At 37.6% G+C, this 15421-nt stretch carries 22 protein-coding genes; 17 read left to right on the plus strand and 5 right to left on the minus strand.

Annotated features, from left to right (window positions below):
- Positions 1–47 precede the first annotated feature (47 nt).
- The 3 genes from AS180_RS18970 (at position 48) to AS180_RS18980 (ending at position 2865) form a co-directional block, all read left to right on the plus strand.
- Positions 48–209, plus strand: a complete 162-nt coding sequence (locus tag AS180_RS18970; RefSeq protein WP_156413514.1) for a hypothetical protein — start codon at positions 48–50, stop codon at positions 207–209.
- 154 nt (positions 210–363) lie between these two features.
- On the plus strand, positions 364–2121 hold the full coding sequence (locus tag AS180_RS18975) for a peptidoglycan D,D-transpeptidase FtsI family protein (protein ID WP_061784999.1): 1758 nt from the start codon (positions 364–366) through the stop codon (positions 2119–2121).
- A 114-nt stretch (positions 2122–2235) separates the two neighbouring features.
- Positions 2236–2865, plus strand: coding sequence for a YrrS family protein (locus AS180_RS18980; RefSeq protein WP_062687311.1), 630 nt, complete (start codon positions 2236–2238; stop codon positions 2863–2865).
- A 20-nt stretch (positions 2866–2885) separates the two neighbouring features.
- On the opposite strand, the gene AS180_RS18985 is transcribed toward AS180_RS18980, so the two are convergent.
- A complete protein-coding gene (locus tag AS180_RS18985; RefSeq protein WP_025911695.1) occupies positions 2886–3101 on the minus strand; it encodes a YrzA family protein in 216 nt (71 codons plus the stop codon).
- Between the two features lie 222 nt (positions 3102–3323).
- Between AS180_RS18985 and AS180_RS18990 the strand changes: the two genes are divergently transcribed.
- The 5 genes from AS180_RS18990 (at position 3324) to AS180_RS19010 (ending at position 7538) form a co-directional block, all read left to right on the plus strand.
- Positions 3324–3965, plus strand: coding sequence for a class I SAM-dependent DNA methyltransferase (locus AS180_RS18990; RefSeq protein WP_025911694.1), 642 nt, complete (start codon positions 3324–3326; stop codon positions 3963–3965).
- A gap of 18 nt (positions 3966–3983) precedes the next feature.
- A complete protein-coding gene (gene mtnN / locus AS180_RS18995) occupies positions 3984–4679 on the plus strand; it encodes a 5'-methylthioadenosine/S-adenosylhomocysteine nucleosidase (RefSeq protein ID WP_025911693.1) in 696 nt (231 codons plus the stop codon).
- Between the two features lie 117 nt (positions 4680–4796).
- On the plus strand, positions 4797–5720 hold the full coding sequence (locus AS180_RS19000) for a PLP-dependent cysteine synthase family protein (protein WP_025911691.1): 924 nt from the start codon (positions 4797–4799) through the stop codon (positions 5718–5720).
- Between the two features lie 3 nt (positions 5721–5723).
- The gene (locus tag AS180_RS19005) at positions 5724–6857 is read left to right on the plus strand and encodes a bifunctional cystathionine gamma-lyase/homocysteine desulfhydrase (RefSeq protein WP_025911690.1); all 1134 of its coding nucleotides are present in this window, start codon (positions 5724–5726) and stop codon (positions 6855–6857) included.
- Positions 6858–7295: 438 nt separating this feature from the next.
- On the plus strand, positions 7296–7538 hold the full coding sequence (locus AS180_RS19010; protein WP_025911689.1) for a YrhC family protein: 243 nt from the start codon (positions 7296–7298) through the stop codon (positions 7536–7538).
- A gap of 45 nt (positions 7539–7583) precedes the next feature.
- Here AS180_RS19010 and sigK read toward each other — a convergent pair whose 3' ends face one another.
- Positions 7584–8291 (minus strand): RNA polymerase sporulation sigma factor SigK, encoded by a 708-nt coding sequence (gene sigK, locus AS180_RS19015; protein ID WP_035321368.1) that lies wholly within the window; start codon positions 8289–8291, stop codon positions 7584–7586.
- A gap of 214 nt (positions 8292–8505) precedes the next feature.
- Here sigK and AS180_RS23350 point away from each other — a divergent pair, with 214 nt between their 5' ends.
- On the plus strand, positions 8506–8667 hold the full coding sequence (locus tag AS180_RS23350) for a hypothetical protein (RefSeq protein WP_175384220.1): 162 nt from the start codon (positions 8506–8508) through the stop codon (positions 8665–8667).
- Positions 8668–8697: 30 nt separating this feature from the next.
- On the opposite strand, the gene pssA is transcribed toward AS180_RS23350, so the two are convergent.
- Both pssA and AS180_RS19025 read right to left on the minus strand, forming a co-directional pair.
- Positions 8698–9237 carry a CDP-diacylglycerol--serine O-phosphatidyltransferase gene (pssA, locus tag AS180_RS19020; protein WP_025911688.1) on the minus strand — a complete coding sequence of 180 codons (540 nt, stop codon included), beginning with the start codon at positions 9235–9237 and terminating at the stop codon, positions 8698–8700.
- A gap of 251 nt (positions 9238–9488) precedes the next feature.
- Positions 9489–9629, minus strand: a complete 141-nt coding sequence (locus tag AS180_RS19025) for a sporulation histidine kinase inhibitor Sda (RefSeq protein ID WP_025911687.1) — start codon at positions 9627–9629, stop codon at positions 9489–9491.
- A gap of 491 nt (positions 9630–10120) precedes the next feature.
- Between AS180_RS19025 and AS180_RS19030 the strand changes: the two genes are divergently transcribed.
- The 8 genes from AS180_RS19030 to AS180_RS19065 all read left to right on the plus strand — a co-directional run bounded on the left by AS180_RS19030 (position 10121) and on the right by AS180_RS19065 (position 15227).
- Positions 10121–10636 carry a YqeG family HAD IIIA-type phosphatase gene (locus tag AS180_RS19030; protein WP_025911685.1) on the plus strand — a complete coding sequence of 172 codons (516 nt, stop codon included), beginning with the start codon at positions 10121–10123 and terminating at the stop codon, positions 10634–10636.
- Between the two features lie 2 nt (positions 10637–10638).
- Entirely contained in the window at positions 10639–11745 is a 1107-nt protein-coding gene (gene yqeH, locus AS180_RS19035) for a ribosome biogenesis GTPase YqeH (protein WP_025911683.1), read from the plus strand.
- Positions 11746–11768: 23 nt separating this feature from the next.
- Positions 11769–12611: a shikimate dehydrogenase gene (gene aroE, locus AS180_RS19040; protein ID WP_025911681.1), complete on the plus strand. Its 843-nt coding sequence runs from the start codon at positions 11769–11771 to the stop codon at positions 12609–12611.
- Positions 12612–12630: 19 nt separating this feature from the next.
- The gene (gene yhbY, locus AS180_RS19045) at positions 12631–12924 is read left to right on the plus strand and encodes a ribosome assembly RNA-binding protein YhbY (RefSeq protein ID WP_025911680.1); all 294 of its coding nucleotides are present in this window, start codon (positions 12631–12633) and stop codon (positions 12922–12924) included.
- Positions 12925–13009: 85 nt separating this feature from the next.
- A complete protein-coding gene (locus AS180_RS19050) occupies positions 13010–13582 on the plus strand; it encodes a nicotinate-nucleotide adenylyltransferase (protein ID WP_025911679.1) in 573 nt (190 codons plus the stop codon).
- Entirely contained in the window at positions 13569–14141 is a 573-nt protein-coding gene (gene yqeK, locus AS180_RS19055; RefSeq protein WP_025911677.1) for a bis(5'-nucleosyl)-tetraphosphatase (symmetrical) YqeK, read from the plus strand. The genes AS180_RS19050 and yqeK overlap by 14 nt, the downstream gene beginning before the upstream one ends.
- On the plus strand, positions 14134–14490 hold the full coding sequence (rsfS, locus tag AS180_RS19060) for a ribosome silencing factor (RefSeq protein WP_025911675.1): 357 nt from the start codon (positions 14134–14136) through the stop codon (positions 14488–14490). The genes yqeK and rsfS overlap by 8 nt, the downstream gene beginning before the upstream one ends.
- Positions 14487–15227, plus strand: coding sequence for a class I SAM-dependent DNA methyltransferase (locus tag AS180_RS19065; protein ID WP_062687312.1), 741 nt, complete (start codon positions 14487–14489; stop codon positions 15225–15227). The genes rsfS and AS180_RS19065 overlap by 4 nt, the downstream gene beginning before the upstream one ends.
- On the opposite strand, the gene AS180_RS23355 is transcribed toward AS180_RS19065, so the two are convergent.
- Positions 15188–15421: hypothetical protein (locus AS180_RS23355; RefSeq protein WP_175384221.1), on the minus strand; the 234-nt coding region annotated here is incomplete at its 5' end. The two genes, AS180_RS19065 and AS180_RS23355, sit on opposite strands and share 40 nt — an antisense overlap.

The raw sequence follows: 15421 nt of genomic DNA on the forward strand, positions 1-15421 counted from the left end.
AATCGTTCAGGTTTTTTGTTGATTGTGAAAACAATGTTGGAAACAGGGTGGAATGGAGCGTAGGACACTCGACTCCTGCGGGAAAGAGAGGGAAAACTGAGATCCCGCAGCGCAGCGAGGAAGCTCAGGTTCCTCCCCGCGGAAAGCGAGTGACCGTAGCGCAATGGAACGAACATGTTGAGACATATCAAAGAGATGGGAACAGCTAGTGTTCGTTTTTTAGAAGCCATCATTTTGTTATGTCCCAAACTCTTCTTTTTTCTATTTTTAGAAAAAAGAAGTTTAATTCTGAATTTTATCTGTTGTATTCGTTTGAAAAAAAGATACGTCGGCGACAATGATACAGAGTGAGGTGTATCGACATTGAGAGTAGTTCGAAAACGAATGCAATCGATTTTGATTATTATTATGTTGTTAATTTTTTTACTTATTGGCAGACTCGTTCAAATACAGCTTATTAGTACAGAATCATTTTCAAATCATAATGTTAATTTAATTGAAGAAAGCGTTCATCAGCGCACACAAGAAATGGTGGTAGATGATGGAAGAGGTAAATTTATAGACCGCAACGGTCAATCACTTACATCCGTTACGAATAATCGCCTTGTGCTGTTTCCGTTTTTAAATGAAATGCAATGGCCCATGCAACAGGTGTCTACTATTACGGGGATTTCGACAGTAGAGATGGTTACAAAGCTAAAAGATACGAAGTCTCCGGTAGCTGTTGGAGATCATCTAACAATTGATCAGTTAAAGCAAGTGAATGAATTAAAGATACCTGGAGTTTTTGGTGTACCGTTAAAGGATGAGCGTCCTGTACCTATTGCAGAGCATGTAATTGGATTAGTAAGACAAAGTCAGGAGAAAATCGTAGCACAATATGAAGATAAATTGAAAAGTGGGGAATTAAAGGCAACTACGCCCATTGGCATTACGGGCATGCAAAAAACATTTGACGAATTTCTTCTACCACAGCAAGAGTCGAAGTTGTTATATCACGTCGATCGGTTTGGAGGTCCGATGTTTGGAATTGATGTTAAGTATACGGGAGATGCTAATCCTTTTTATCCTGTAAATGTGAAAACGACTCTGGATTTGACAATTCAAGAAAAGGTAGAAGAGCTATTAGAAAAATATAACTTAAAAGAAGGCGGCGTAGTACTATTAGATATCGAAAAGAGCAACATATTAGCCATGGCTAGTAGACCTAATATCAATCAAACTCATCCGTACGAAGAAAAGAACAAGGGGCTCTATAACCGTATGCTAATGCCACAAGTCCCTGGATCTGTGTTTAAAACCGTCACAGCAGCAGCTGCAGTAGAAGAAGGGATTCTTACTCCGAATATGACGTTTAATTGCAATCAAAGCATATATGACGAATCGTTAGAGAATGATCATCAAAAAGGAATGTTATCCTTTGAAGAGAGCTTTGCACAAAGCTGTAATAAGACGTTTGCACAGCTAGCTAAGCAAATGAGTGAGAAAAAACCTGATTCATTGGACCAATATGCCCGAAAATTAGGCGTAACGGACCCGGTAGGGTGGAGCGGAGATGTGTTTCACTTTGATCATTTTACACAGCTTCAAGAAGGAAAGGGAACAGTGTGGAAGAAGGATGCCAATAAACGCGTTCCCAACGCCATTTCTCAAACTGCTATCGGTCAGCTAGATGTGAAGCTTACTCCTCTAGCAGTTGCCAATATGATGGCTACGATTGCTAGAGGTGGAGAAAAGCGACAAGTAAAAGTAGTGGATGAAATTCAGTATAAAAACAATACTTCGCTTTACACGTTTAAAAACAAAAAGTTGTCTGGTGAAAGTATAAAAAAGCCAACGGTTAAAGAACTTCAAAAGTTACTAAGCCAAGTTGTCCAAAGTGAGGATGGCACGGGAAGACGTTTTCAAGATCTTCCTTATTCAGTAGCAGGAAAGTCTGGTACTGCTGAAATTGATGTAGAAAATGAAATCGTTAATAAGTGGTTCGCTGGATACTTTCCTGCTGATAAACCTAAGTATGCCCTAGTAGTTGTTGATTTGAATACAAAAAGTACAATATCGTCTACAAATCAGATTTTTTATGATATTGTTAAAGAGATGTATGATTTAAATCATCAATAACTAAAAAGTATGTAAAAAATATTACAAAAATGCTTCAAATGAAGGTATGTGCTTCATGAATTTCCAAACACATGGTAAAATAGAACATTATAAAAGTTGGAGGAAGTTGTAGCAATGAATAACAATCGTTCTTCAAGACATCAAAACAAAGAAAAAAAGGTTAACCGATTATATAATGTGTTAATTGCCGTAGTTGCGGTATTGATTGTCTTTATCGGTGGCTCACTTATTCTTGGAGAAGGATCAGACGAGACATCTCCAGAACAAAACACAGAGCAAACACCAAAGTCAGAAAACAATAATGATACGGAGAAAAATACTCCTGAAGAAAACACAGAGGAACCTGCAAGTGATGAAGAAGCAGATGAAAACGCAACAGATGATGAAGCAACAGAGCAAGAGGAGTCTTCTGATGTAGAAGTGGAAGAAAATCCTGAGCCAGGTGTTGAAAGCCGAACTGTAGACCCATCCTGGGAGCCTGTAGGTACAGAGCAAGGTGAAAAGCCAGCAGCTACGTATGAAAAAGGTTCAACTGATTGGAATGAAATGCTTGCAGCAGTTGGAGCTGGAGTAGGCGTTAATCCAAACGATATGACAGTATGGCGTTTAGGCAACAATGGTGCTCCTGAAAAAGCAGTGGCAACAGTTAGTCCTAAAGGTGAAGGCTCGGTAAAGTATCGAGTGGAAATTGAATGGGTAGAAAACGAAGGTTGGAAACCAACTGTTGTTGAAAAATTATCTTAATAAAAAAAGCGGCGCTTTCATTAGCGCTGCTTTTTTAGTTTGAAATGAACAACCGCAGAATAAAGCTTCTTACCTTGTTCATAGTCTACTGCCATTTGATGAGAAACGCTTTGAACTCCTAATAAGATGGCTTTATTTTGTTCAACTTTATCATTAATTTGTTTCTCTAAATCTTTTAAGTCATGTGATTCGAAAAACTCAATTTTGTCTTCAATCATATCAAACTGAAAATTCATCGTCTCGCTTCACCTTCTTCATCCCATATTTACCAAACTTTATTTTAGCAGGAATTCTTGCCGAAATAAATTTATTATGATAACTTAAGAACAATTAATACTTTAAATCATACTATATCTATAAGAATTATAAGAAAAGATAAAATTGTTAAATAACAACAATTTTTTATTGTGAAAAAATAACTTAGATAGTAACAAAATTAAACATGAGGGTGAGATAAGATGGGTAGAGAGTTTTTAAACATCTTTGAAAAGTGGGCAGAAAACTATGATTCGACTGTTGAAGGACATGATCAAGAATATGAAGAAGTTTTTCGAAACTATGAAGGTATTTTACAAGCAGTTGCAAATCGTTCATCGGGAAGCGTAATTGAGTTCGGTGTAGGAACCGGAAACTTAACGAAAAAGCTACTGGAAAAGAGTCTAGCAGTGACAGGAATTGAGCCTTCAAGTCCAATGCGAAAGCTTGCGGCAGGAAAGCTAGGTGAATCGGTTACTTTATCTGATGGCGACTTCTTAGCGTTTCCTGCCCCAAAAGAGAAGGTTGATACAATTGTTAGTACCTATGCTTTTCATCACTTAACAGATAAAGAAAAAGAGCTTGCGATTAGAAACTATAGCAACCTTCTACAAACAGATGGTAAAATAGTGTTTGCTGACACGATGTTTGAAACAAACGAGTCGTTTCAAGAAACAATTGAATATGCTAAGCAACATAAATTCTTTAACTTAGCGGAAGACTTAGAAAGAGAGTATTATACAACGATTCCAGTCTTAAAAAATCTTTTTGAACAAAATGGATTTGAAGCAACTTTTGAACGCTTCAATCATTTCGTTTGGATTGTGGAGGCAACGAAACAATAACAGAAAGAGGTTCGTATAATGAAAGTAGCAATCATTGGTGCTATGGAGGAAGAAGTAACGATTCTCCGAGACAAGGTAGAAAACAGAGAAGAAACAGTCATTGCAGGCTGCGAATATTCAACTGGTACAATCAATGAAATTGATGTAGTACTGTTAAAGTCAGGTATTGGAAAAGTAAATGCTGCATTATCAACAGCAATCTTACTGGAAAGATTTCAGCCTGACTATGTGATTAATACAGGGTCTGCTGGCGGCTTTCATCCAGATCTAAATGTTGGAGATGCAATTATTTCATCGGAAGTACGTCATCATGATGTTGATGTAACAGCATTTGGCTATGAGTACGGTCAAGTTCCAAATTTACCTGCTGCATATCAAGCTGATAAAAAACTTGTTGAGATTGCAGAACAAAGTGCACAAGAAGTAACGGATATGAAAGTAGCCAAAGGTTTAATTGCAACGGGTGACTCATTTATGAATGATCCAGTTCGCGTTGAGTTTGTAAGAAGCAAATTCCCAGAACTAATGGCAGCTGAAATGGAAGCTGCTGCAGTAGCTCAGGTTTGTCACCAGTTTAAAGTTCCTTTCGTTATCATTCGTGCATTATCTGATATTGCGGGTAAAGAATCAGATGTATCGTTTGATCAGTTCCTTGAAAAGGCAGCCGTAAACTCTACAAACTTAGTATTAAACTTTTTATCAAAATTAAAATAATAAATCTGTCCAATAGTACCAATACTATTTTATAGTATTGGTACTATTGGGATTTAATTCACACTAAACAGATGAGTTAACTATAGATGGAACTTTTACTAAAGAGGTGTTGGCATCATGGAAGTCGTAAAAAGTATCCATGAGTTAATTGGAAAAACTCCCATCGTTGAAATTACAAAATTCGCGCTTCCTAAAGATGTACGATTGTTTGCGAAGCTTGAATACTTTAACCCGGGAGGAAGTATTAAAGATCGTCTTGGAAAAGAGCTGATTGAAAGAGCCCTAGCTACAGGAAAAGTTACTGATGGTGGGACAATAGTTGAACCAACTGCAGGAAATACGGGAATCGGGCTTGCTTTAGCAGCTATTCCATACAATTTAAACGTTGTTGTATGTATCCCTGAAAAGTTTAGCATTGAAAAACAAGAGCTTATGAAAGCCCTTGGTGCAAAGGTTGTTCACACGCCTACGAGTGAGGGAATGAAAGGAGCTATTCAAAAAGCGAAGGAGCTTATCGAAACTATTCCAAACGCATATTGCCCGCAGCAGTTTGCAAACGCTGATAATCCGTTAACGTATTACAAAACGCTAGGTCCAGAGGTATATGAACAGCTGGATGGTCATATCGATATATTTGTGGCAGGAGCAGGCACAGGTGGTACATTCATGGGAACTGCTCAATATTTAAAAGAACAAAATCCATTAATAAAAACAGTGATTGTTGAGCCTGAAGGTTCAATTTTGAATGGCGGTCAAGCAGGTCCTCACAAAACAGAAGGCATTGGGATGGAATTTGTACCGGATTATATCAATACAAGCTACTTTGATGACATTCACACCATTGAAGATGATTTAGCATTTAAAGCTGTCCAAGAGTTAGCGGCAAAGGAAGGGCTTTTAGTAGGGAGTTCATCAGGAGCTGCTTTTATGGCTGCATTAAAAGAAGCACAAAAAGCTAAGCCTGGTACAAATATCCTTACTATTTTTCCAGACAGCAGTGAACGATATTTAAGTAAAAAAATTTATGATGGAGGTATTTAGATAATGAAGCGTAAAACACAGCTTATTCATGGTGGAATTGCGGGAGATCAACATACTGGAGCAGTCTCAGTTCCCATTTATCAAGTGAGCACGTACAAGCAAGAAGAAGTTGGGAAACACAAAGGTTATGAATACTCACGTACAGGGAATCCAACAAGGCATGCTCTAGAAGAACTAATTAAAGACCTCGAAGGAGGAGAAGCGGGATTTGCTTTTGGGTCGGGGATGGCTGCAGTTACAGCGGTTATGATGTTGTTTAACAGCGGTGACCATGTTATTTTAACGGATGATGTATATGGCGGTACGTATCGCGTGATTACGAAAGTGTTAAATCGCATTGGCATTGAAGCGACATTTGTTGATACAAGTGATGTTACAAACATCGAAAAAGAAATCAAAGAAAATACAAAAGCACTGTACATTGAAACACCAACAAACCCGCTATTGAAAATCACCGATATTTCGGAAGCTGCACAAGTAGCGAAAAAACATGATTTAGTAACGATTGTCGATAACACATTTAGCACGCCATACTGGCAAAATCCAATTGAGCAAGGAGCGGATATTGTTCTCCATAGCGCAACGAAATATTTAGGAGGCCACAGTGATGTTGTGGCAGGATTGGCAGTTGTAAATTCGAAAGAACTTGCAGAAGAGCTTCATTTTATTCAAAATTCAACTGGAGGTATCTTAGGCCCACAAGATTCATGGTTACTCATGAGAGGAATGAAAACGTTAGGGATTCGTATGGAGGAGCATGAAGCAAATACAAAGAAAATTGTCGATTATTTAAGCAATCATCCAGCGGTACAAAAAATTTACTATCCAGGCCTTGAAAATCATCCGAACCACGCAGTTGCCAAACAGCAAGGAAGAGGATTTGGTGGTATGGTATCGTTTGATGTAGGTAGTGAGGAGCAGGCTAATAAGCTATTAACCACGGTAAAATACTTCACATTAGCTGAAAGTTTAGGAGCGGTGGAAAGCTTAATTTCTTTACCTGCTAAAATGACGCATGCTTCTATTCCAGCTGATCGTCGCAGAGAATTAGGAATAACGGATGGACTAGTACGTATATCAGTAGGTCTTGAAGATGTAGAAGATTTAATTGAAGATTTGTCAAATGGTTTAAAATAAAAGAGACTGAGACATAAGTAGTTCAGCCTCTACTATACCTGAACAATTGAGAGTTCATAACTTTTAATCGTTCAGGTTTTTTGATTGATTGTGAAAACAATGTTGGAAACATGGTGGAATGGAGCGTAGGACACTCCATTCCTGCGGGAAAGAGAGGGGAAACATGAGATCCCGCAGCGCAGCGAGGAAGCTCAGGTTCCTCCCCGCGGAAAGCGAGTGGCCGTAGCGCAATGGAACGAACGTGTTGAGACAAACTAAAGAGATGGGAACAGCTAGTGTTCGTCTTTTAGAAGCAATCATTTTGTTATGTCCCAAACTCTTTTGTTTACATAAATTGTCATCCTTGTGCTGGTGTTCTTTATGTTACGATAAAGATAGCGTTTCTAGTCACCACACGTACTAAGAAAAGTGCAAAGGCTTAAGGGAAGGGTGAAGCTTATGAATCAAAAAGAATTAAAATTAATTAAACAAAAAATAGAAGATTATCGACGATTTATTTATGTATTGTTAGCTACAGGTACATTTTTATATATTGGTGTATTAATTGGGCAAGGTGAAAAAACGTTTGTTCAATTAATGTTCATGTCCGGAGTAGATGTTGTTTTATTATTAGTAGCATTTTACTTTGCTTATCGAGCTAAAAAGTTAAAGAAGAAAATAAAAGATGAGCTATCATCATAACGGTGTATAAAGAAAAGTGGAAGAGAATTAATTGTTCTTTCCATTTTACTTTTTTTCTTTTTCAGCGCGATAAAACTCGTGAAACATTTTCATTAATGCGCGTTTTTCGATGCGGGAAACGTAGCTTCTAGATATATTGAGTTCCTTAGCTATTTCACGCTGTGTTTTTTCTTTCTGTAAATCAAGCCCGAATCGTCCAACAATTACCTCTTTCTCACGCTCATCAAGAATATCAATGTACTCTTTGATTTTTTCTAATTCCATATTTAGCTGAATCATATCAATAACATCATCTGATTCAGATTTTAAAATGTCAATAAGGCTAATTTCATTTCCTTCTTTGTCTTGGCCGATTGGATCGTGCAACGACACGTCCTTCTTTGTTTTCTTTAAAGCGCGTAGGTGCATTAAAATCTCATTCTCAATACATCTTGCCGCGTACGTTGCGAGCTTTGTACCTTTTCCTTGAGAATAGCTTTCAATCGCTTTGATTAAACCAATTGTTCCAATTGAGATAAGATCTTCAGCGTCTTCCCCCGTGTTTTCAAATTTTTTCACGATGTGTGCTACGAGTCGAAGGTTATGTTCAATTAATAAGTTTCTCGCTTCTTGGTCTCCTTGAGCCATTAAAGTTAAATAGCGTTTTTCTTCTGCAGCTGATAGCGGCTGGGGAAAAGCGTTATTTTTAACATACGACACAAGAAATATTAACTCTTTAAAAAAGTATCCGAGCGCTGTAATAATAGCTGACATTTTCACACCTCCAGTTAGTGTAAGCGATAAAGCCGTGACATTAAATTATATGTTAGGCGGGCTTACTATGTGCCTGTACGGTTAAAAATAACGGCAAGACAAGCGAGTTTCATAGAATTCTTTTTGAGAAGTACAGACACAATGGACACCTGCCCATACATAAGCTATCTTTTTGAATAAATTATGAGTAATACGTATGTGAGGAGTGACAACTATGTCATATGGATATGGCGGATATGGATGTTATCCAAGCTATCCATGTTATCCATCTTGTGGCGGTGGAGGATATGGATGGGGAATAGGGTTACTGGTTGTTTTATTTGTACTACTACTTGTTTTCGGCGGTTTTTACTGGTTTGGATGCTATTGGGATTAACAAAAACCTCATGCGAGCATGAGGTTTTTGTTATACTTTCTTTAGTTTAAATGTGCTCACCATTAGGAAAGATAAAATAATGGTTAAAAACATAAAAACGTAGGATGGTAAGTACGGTACAGATAAGTAGCTTAAGGTTAATAAACATCCCGCAGCTGTAATGGGCAATCCTGTAAAGTAACCGTTGTTCTCTGTAATATTAAAGCGTGCTAGTCTTAGAGCACCGCATGCGATATATACAATGGCGAATACAGCCCCTGAAGCTCCGTAGCTAAATAGAATGCTTTGATATAGTAGTAGAGCAGGGGCAATACCAAATGATATAATATCGCACATGGAATCTAGCTGCTTGCCAAGTTCTGATTCAATATTTAACTTCCGGGCAACCATCCCATCAAAGCGATCAGCTAGCGCTGCAAGAAAAATAAGCAGTAGGCTGAGCTTTAACTCATCACGTAGAATGAATAAAATGGCAAAGCTACCAAGGCTTAAATTTAGTAATGTTAAAGCATTTGCTGATTGGGATTTTATCTTTTTAATTGTATGATCAAGATAATCTAATAAAAACAAGTTCCTCACTCCTTTTAGAGGATGACCTCATACAGCATAATGATAGAAAAGGTCGTAATTTCATTTTAGACGTAAACGAGAGGCTAGTAAAGAACTATTCAACTTTGGTATCTTAAAATTACAGGAACGTATGTAAAGCTTGTTAACGCTATCTAAGCAAAAAATAGAACCTATTTAAGGAAGAGGGAAGCTTGTCAAGTAGGAACGGTACCAGACAAGCTTTACTGCTCTTAAATAGGCTCTTCTATTAGTTAAGATGGAATTTGAATTGTTATTTTTAATGACCGACGTTGGATTTCTTTTTCAATCAGCTGAATGAACTCCGGGCTTAATTGCAACTGTGTAGCTTTATAATATGATTCGATAAGCAGTTCATCTGATAATTTTCGCATGATAATGCCGCCACCTCCTATAAAAAAGATAGGTGCTTTAATTCTAAGAAGTATCTCGTGTCCCAATAGAATTCTTATTCATAATGTATCATGAATTGAAATATAGAACAATCGTTCTGTTATCCACAACTATAAGTGGATAAGCTGTGAGTATTTTGTTTATAATTACCAATAATGCATAATCTATTGAAAGGGATAATGTGAATAAAATTATCCACAGAATACCAGTTAGCATAATTTGTCGAAAAGTTTCTTGAGAAAATATCGAAGATTTTAAGGTTTTTTCATTTGTTTTTAATCATTTTATTCTTTTTTTGGTGAAATTAAGATATGATTATAGTTTGACTGCAGAAATTTCAACAAAAGCAACAGCTGATGAAAAAAGTAGTATTTAAATATAAATAACTGGTGGAAAAATGAATATCCCCCGTTATAATGATAGGCAGAAATCGTTCTTAGAACGTTATTAATATAGTTGAGGTGCATAATACGTGTTAAAACTTTTTTTACCAAACCAACATGTGAAAAGTGTATTGCAAATTAAGCCTGAGGAGTTAATCGAGCGAGGAGTAAAGGGGATTATCACAGATTTAGATAATACGCTAGTTGAGTGGGACAGACCTGACGCAACTCCTGAGCTTATCGAATGGTTTAAGTTAATGCAAGAACATGGTATTAAGATTACTATTGTATCGAATAATGTGGAAAAGAGAGTTAAGCTCTTTTCAAATCCTGTAGGGTTACCATTTGTTCATCAAGCAAGAAAGCCGATGAGAAAAGCATTTAGACGAGCACTGCGTGATATGGAGCTACAAAAGGATGAAGTAGTTGTCATCGGAGATCAGCTTTTAACAGACGTGCTAGGCGGAAACCGCTTAGGTGTATACACCATTTTAGTTGTGCCCGTTGCGCAAACGGATGGATTTATTACAAAATTCAATCGTAAAATGGAGCGACGTATTTTAGCTTGGATGAAAAGAAAAGGTATGATTAACTGGGAGGAATAAAAGTGAGTGAAGAAAAGCTACAGTGCATGGGTTGTGGGGTAGAAATTCAAACAGAGCGTCCAAATGATATTGGTTATGCCCCTAAGTCTGCACTTGAAAAAGAGTTTATTATTTGTCAAAGATGTTTTCGTTTAAAGCACTACAATGAAATTCAAGACGTATCGCTAACAGATGACGACTTCTTGAAAATCCTAAATGGAATTGGCCAAACGGATGGTTTAGTCGTAAAGGTCGTAGATATCTTTGATTTTAACGGTAGTTGGCTCCCTGGTCTACATCGCTTTGCAGGCGGAAATAACGTCATTCTTGTTGGAAATAAAGCGGATTTACTTCCTAAATCTGTGAAGAAAAATAAATTGATTCACTGGATGAAGAAATCTGCAAAAGATCTTGGGTTAAAGCCTGTAGATGTCTTTTTAATGAGTGCGCATAAAGGACAAGGCATTAAGGAAGTTGCTGAAGCTATTGAGCACTACCGATTTGGAAAAGATGTTTATGTTGTTGGCTGTACAAATGTTGGGAAATCAACGTTTATCAACGCAATTATTAAAGAATTCACAGGTGAAAAAGATGTGATTACAACATCTCAATATCCTGGCACAACGCTTGATATGATTGATGTACCGCTTGATAATGGCGCATCGTTATATGATACACCTGGTATTATCAATCATCATCAAATGGCACATTACGTAGATAAGCGCGATTTGAAGCTTATTTCTCCAAAGAAAGAGATTAAGCCTAAAATTTATCAGCTAAATGAAGGACAGACGCTGTTCTTTGGAGGATTGGCACGATTAGATTATGTAAGTGGCGGTCGTAAATCATTGACGTGCTATGTATCAAACGAGTTACTTATTCATCGTACAAAGCTCGAAAAAGCAGATGCGCTGTATGAAAATCAGTTGGGAGAGTTGCTTCAACCTCCAAGACCAGAGCAGCTAAGTGAGTTTCCTGAGCTTGTTGCCCACGAATTTACAATCAAGCATGACAAGACGGACATTGTGTTCTCTGGGCTTGGTTGGGTGACGGTAAACGAACCTGGTACAAAAGTAGTTGCATACGCACCAAAAGGTGTTGGGGTATTTGTACGTGAATCACTAATTTAAATATAAAGAAGAGGGGAAATAGGTTGAAGCAGTTATATGGACTAATAGGTTATCCAGTAGGGCATTCACTTTCACCGCTTATGCATAATGATGCGTTTGAAAATTTAGGAATAGACGCTCATTATGAGGCGATTCAAATTGAGCCAGACTCCTTTAAGGTTGAAGTTGAAAAGCTAAAAAAGCAGCAGATTAAAGGGTTTAACGTGACGATTCCGTATAAAGTTGATATCATGGACCTTTTAGATGAGGTGGACCCTTTAGCTAGAGCAATTGGTGCCGTTAATACAGTTGTGAATCAAAATGGACGCTATGTTGGATATAATACAGACGGTGATGGATATGTGGCATCTCTACTGCAGCATGTAGGGGGCACATTAAAAGATAAAGCTGTTGCAATTATTGGTGCGGGAGGAGCGGCTAAAGCAATTTTTTACACGCTAGCATCTCATAAAGATAGCCCTTCCTCTTTCTATATATGTAACCGAACGGTTGAAAAAGCACAGAGCCTAATTGATCAGTTGCCATTTCAAGCTAATGCGTCAGCCATCACATTAGACGAAGCAGAAAAAAAAGTAGACACATTTGATGTCATTATTAACACAACATCTGTGGGAATGCATCCTCATGTGGAGGATGCGCCAATCGACATTCAACATATTCGCCCAGAAACAATTGTTAGTGATATTATTTACAATCCGTTAGAAACTAAGTTATTAAAAGAAGCAAAACAAAAGCAAGCATATTGTCATAATGGCGTAGGTATGTTTGTATTACAAGGCGCGCTTGCTTTTGAAAAGTGGACAGGTATCGTTCCTGACCAAAAAAAGATGGAACAAATTGTGTTAAAGAAACTTACTGAAAAGTAAAAGCATCATGGAGGTTTTTATGTTAAAAGGAAAACAAAAGCGATTTTTACGCTCAAAAGCACATCATTTATCACCAATCTTCCAAGTAGGTAAAGGTGGAGTGAATGAAAATATGATTCAACAAATTTCAGATGCACTTGAAGCGAGAGAATTATTAAAAGTTAGCATTTTACAAAACTGTGAAGAAGATCGTAATACGGTAGCAGAGCAGTTGGCTAAAGGTGCTAGAGCTCAAGTTGTACAAGTAATTGGTAACACTATCATTCTTTATAAAGAGTCACGCGAAAATAAACAAATCGTATTACCTCGATAAGAAAAGGATACCCTATCATACGCGTATGATAGGGTATATGTACATGTTGAGAGAAGCTTAATATGATAAAAGGAGCTATGATTTTTTGAAACGTATTGGTATTTTTGGTGGAACGTTTAACCCTCCCCATATCGGACATTTAATTATGGCAAATGAAGTATTGTTTTCATTAAAGTTAGATGAAATTTGGTTTATGCCTTCGCATATTCCGCCTCATAAAACCTTGAAACAAGAAATAGATCCCAATCATCGCTTAAATATGCTTAGTTTAGCGACTGACGGTTATTCTAAATTCCGCGTTCAGTCGATTGAATTCGAACGTAACGATATATCATATACATTTGATACGATGTGCATCTTAAAAGAAACATACCCAGATAATCAGTTTTATTTTATCATCGGGGCAGACATGGTAGAATATTTACCAAAATGGTATAACATTGAGGAGCTGCAAAAGCTTGTGACATTCGTAGGGGTGAAGAGGCCTGGATATGAAATGAAATCTCCATATTCAATACTGGAAGTAGAAGCACCTCAAATGGATATCTCTTCATCATTTATACGAGAACGTATTAAAGTGCAAGGTCCTATTGACTTTTATGTGCCTTTATCAGTAAAACACTATATTGAGGAGAATCAGCTATATGAATCAGAGTGAAGCGTTAGCTGTTGTGAGAGAGCAGTTAACAGAACGAAGATATATTCATACGTTGGGAGTCATGGAAACAGCCGTAAAATTAGCCGAGCGATATGATGTGGATATAAAAAAAGCCGAATTAGCTGCAATCTTTCATGATTATGCAAAATTTCGACCAAAAGAAGAAATGAAAGCGATTATTATAAATGAAAGCATGTCTGTTCACCTTCTTGAGGCCAATACAGAGCTCTGGCATGCTCCAGTTGGTGCATTCTTAGTTGAAAAAGAAGTGGGGCTAACGGATGAGGACATATTAAATGCTATTCGCTATCACACATCAGGGAGACCAGGGATGTCGTCTTTAGAGAAAGTGATTTATGTAGCCGATTATATTGAGCCAGGTCGCAAGTTTCCTGGAGTTGAAGAAGTAAGAGAGCTTGCAGAGCAAGACTTAGATAAAGCGCTACTTCAAGCATTAAAAAATACGATTAGCTTTTTGATTAGCAAAAATCAAAGAGTTTTCCCAGATACGCTGTATACTTATAACGAATTAGTTCTAGGAGGAAACATAAATGAATGAACGCGATTTATTATCACTTGTGGTAAAAGCAGCAGACGATAAAAAAGCAGTGGATTTAGTTGCATTGAATATGCAAGGGATTTCACTCGTAGCAGATTACTTTGTCATTTGTCATGGTAATTCTGATAAGCAGGTTCAGGCTATTGCAAGGGAAGTGAAAGAGCAAGCGCATGAACATGAAATTACGGTAAAGCGTATGGAAGGGTACGATGAAGCACGTTGGGTACTTGTGGATTTAGGTGATGTTGTTGTTCATATTTTCCACAAAGACGATCGTGGCTACTATAATTTAGAGCGCTTGTGGGGAGACGCGCCTTCTGTTGACTTACAAGAAGAATTACAATCATGAGCAGCTATAAGCAATTCGCCTACGTATACGACCATCTCATGACGGACATTCCATATGACCAATGGATTCAGTTTGTATCCCGTAAAGTTAAGCCGGGTGAAGAGCTGTCTATTCTTGATGTAGGGTGCGGAACTGGTGAGATGTCAATTCGTTTAGCCAAACAAGGCTATGAGGTAACTGGGATTGACCTATCGGATGATATGTTGGTGATTGCGCAAGAGAAAGCGCAAAACGAAGGTATCGCGTTAAAGCTATATGAACAAGATATGTCAAAACTTGAGCTGATGCAGGAGTTTGATTGTATCGTTATCTTTTGTGATTCACTTAATTATCTACAAACTGATGAACAAGTTAAAGAAACGTTTATGCGTGTCTATGAACATTTAGCTCCAGGTGGCTTTTTGTTATTTGATGTCCATTCAACGCATAAACTTAAGAATATTTTTGGGGATAATTCATTTTCATATGTAGATGATGATGTATCGTATATTTGGAACTGTGAGTATAATGAGGCTAATCAAAGCGTTCAGCATGATATGACATTTTTTGTGTATGACGAAGAAATTGAAGCGTACGACCGATTTGATGAGGTTCATATTCAGCGAACGTTATCAGAGTCTACTTATAAAGAGTGGTTAACAGAAGCTGGGTTTTCAGCTGTTGAAGTGAGCGCTGATTTTAAAGACGAGTTTCCTCATCAAAGTAGTGAAAGAATATTCTTCTCTGCAAAAAAATGAGTTTGGGACATAACAAAATGATTGCTTCTAAAAGACGAACACTCGCTGTTCCCATCTCTTTGATTTGTCTCAACACGTTCGTTCCATTGCGCTACGGCCACTCGCTTTCCGCGGGGAGGAACCTGAGCTTCCTCGCTGCGCTGCGGGATCTCCGTTTTCCCTCTCTTTCCCGCAGGAGTCGAGTGTCCTACGCT

Origin of the sequence: Priestia veravalensis (assembly GCF_001457055.1) — a bacterium.
Lineage (GTDB): Bacteria > Bacillota > Bacilli > Bacillales > Bacillaceae_H > Priestia > Priestia flexa.

What these genes read in the sequence shown, in the direction of transcription:
- AS180_RS18980 (WP_062687311.1), top strand. Translation starts at nt 2,236, where the DNA reads ATGAATAACAATCGTTCTTCAAGACATCAAAACAAAGAAAAAAAGGTT.
- AS180_RS18985 (WP_025911695.1), bottom strand. Translation starts at nt 3,101, where the DNA reads ATGAATTTTCAGTTTGATATGATTGAAGACAAAATTGAGTTTTTCGAA.
- AS180_RS18990 (WP_025911694.1), top strand. Translation starts at nt 3,324, where the DNA reads ATGGGTAGAGAGTTTTTAAACATCTTTGAAAAGTGGGCAGAAAACTAT.
- mtnN (WP_025911693.1), top strand. Translation starts at nt 3,984, where the DNA reads ATGAAAGTAGCAATCATTGGTGCTATGGAGGAAGAAGTAACGATTCTC.
- AS180_RS19000 (WP_025911691.1), top strand. Translation starts at nt 4,797, where the DNA reads ATGGAAGTCGTAAAAAGTATCCATGAGTTAATTGGAAAAACTCCCATC.
- AS180_RS19005 (WP_025911690.1), top strand. Translation starts at nt 5,724, where the DNA reads ATGAAGCGTAAAACACAGCTTATTCATGGTGGAATTGCGGGAGATCAA.
- AS180_RS19010 (WP_025911689.1), top strand. Translation starts at nt 7,296, where the DNA reads ATGAATCAAAAAGAATTAAAATTAATTAAACAAAAAATAGAAGATTAT.
- sigK (WP_035321368.1), bottom strand. Translation starts at nt 8,291, where the DNA reads ATGTCAGCTATTATTACAGCGCTCGGATACTTTTTTAAAGAGTTAATA.
- AS180_RS23350 (WP_175384220.1), top strand. Translation starts at nt 8,506, where the DNA reads ATGTCATATGGATATGGCGGATATGGATGTTATCCAAGCTATCCATGT.
- AS180_RS19025 (WP_025911687.1), bottom strand. Translation starts at nt 9,629, where the DNA reads ATGCGAAAATTATCAGATGAACTGCTTATCGAATCATATTATAAAGCT.
- yhbY (WP_025911680.1), top strand. Translation starts at nt 12,631, where the DNA reads ATGTTAAAAGGAAAACAAAAGCGATTTTTACGCTCAAAAGCACATCAT.
- yqeK (WP_025911677.1), top strand. Translation starts at nt 13,569, where the DNA reads ATGAATCAGAGTGAAGCGTTAGCTGTTGTGAGAGAGCAGTTAACAGAA.
- rsfS (WP_025911675.1), top strand. Translation starts at nt 14,134, where the DNA reads ATGAATGAACGCGATTTATTATCACTTGTGGTAAAAGCAGCAGACGAT.
- AS180_RS19065 (WP_062687312.1), top strand. Translation starts at nt 14,487, where the DNA reads ATGAGCAGCTATAAGCAATTCGCCTACGTATACGACCATCTCATGACG.